The 1,099-nt window shown below is 33.4% G+C and carries 1 protein-coding gene; it reads left to right on the forward strand.

All coding sequences use genetic code 11. From position 1 onward, the window contains the following. Nucleotides 1–1,055, forward strand: a 1,055-nt coding sequence (carA, locus tag Q0075_RS11685; RefSeq protein ID WP_297869665.1) for a glutamine-hydrolyzing carbamoyl-phosphate synthase small subunit, incomplete at its 5' end; no start/stop codon positions are given. Nucleotides 1,056–1,099: the final 44 nt, after the last annotated feature.

Here is a 1,099-nt window from a genome sequence, read left to right on the forward strand (position 1 = left end):
TTCACGGAAAATCAATCGGAATTGAAGGTGTAACTTTTGGTGAAGTCGCTTTTAATACAGGAACTACAGGTTATCAAGAAATTTTTACAGATCCTTCTTACTTTGGGCAAATCATGGTTACTACCAATGCACACATTGGGAATTATGGTGTAAACGAGAAAGAAGTGGAATCAGATTCTGTTAAAATATCGGGATTAGTTTGTAAAAATTTTAGTTTTAATTATTCTCGTGAAGATGCTTCTGAAAGTTTATTTGATTATTTGAACAAACAAAATCTTATCGTAATTTCTGATGTTGATACAAGAGCTTTGGTAAGTTATATTAGAGATAATGGAGCTATGAATGCGGTTATTTGTACCGATGGTACTCCAATCGAAGAATTAAAAGAAAGACTAGCTCAAGTTCCTGATATGAATGGCTTGGAATTGGCTTCAAAAGTATCTACTAAAGAACCATATTTCTTCGGTGATGAATCAGCAAAATATAAGATCTCTGCATTAGATTTAGGAATCAAAACTAATATTCTTAGAAATTTAGCTAAGAGAGATTGCTACATTAAAGTTTTTCCATATAACGCTTCATTTGAAGATTTGAAAGCATTCAATCCAGACGGTTATTTCTTATCAAACGGTCCTGGTGATCCAGAGCCTTTAGAAACAGCTCAAGAAGTGGCAAAACAAATTCTTAATGAAAATAAACCGTTATTTGGAATTTGTTTAGGACATCAAATTATTGGGTTAGCTAACGGAATTTCAACCTACAAAATGTTCAATGGTCACCGTGGAATTAATCACCCAGTTAAAAATGTGATTACCGGTAAAGGTGAAATTACCTCTCAAAATCACGGTTTTGCTATCGTGAGAGAAGAATTAGACAAGCACCCAGATTTTGAATTGACACATGAACATTTGAATGACGGAACTGTAGCTGGAATGCGAATGAAATCGAAAAACTGTTTTTCGGTTCAATACCATCCAGAAGCAAGCCCTGGACCACATGATTCAAGTTATTTATTTGACCAATTTATCGAAAACATCAAATCTTCAAGCAACTAAAACGTTATCGTTTATAAGTTTTTTGAGTTTTTCAATATCATTGT

This window comes from uncultured Flavobacterium sp. (genome assembly GCF_937967675.1).
Taxonomy (GTDB): domain Bacteria; phylum Bacteroidota; class Bacteroidia; order Flavobacteriales; family Flavobacteriaceae; genus Flavobacterium.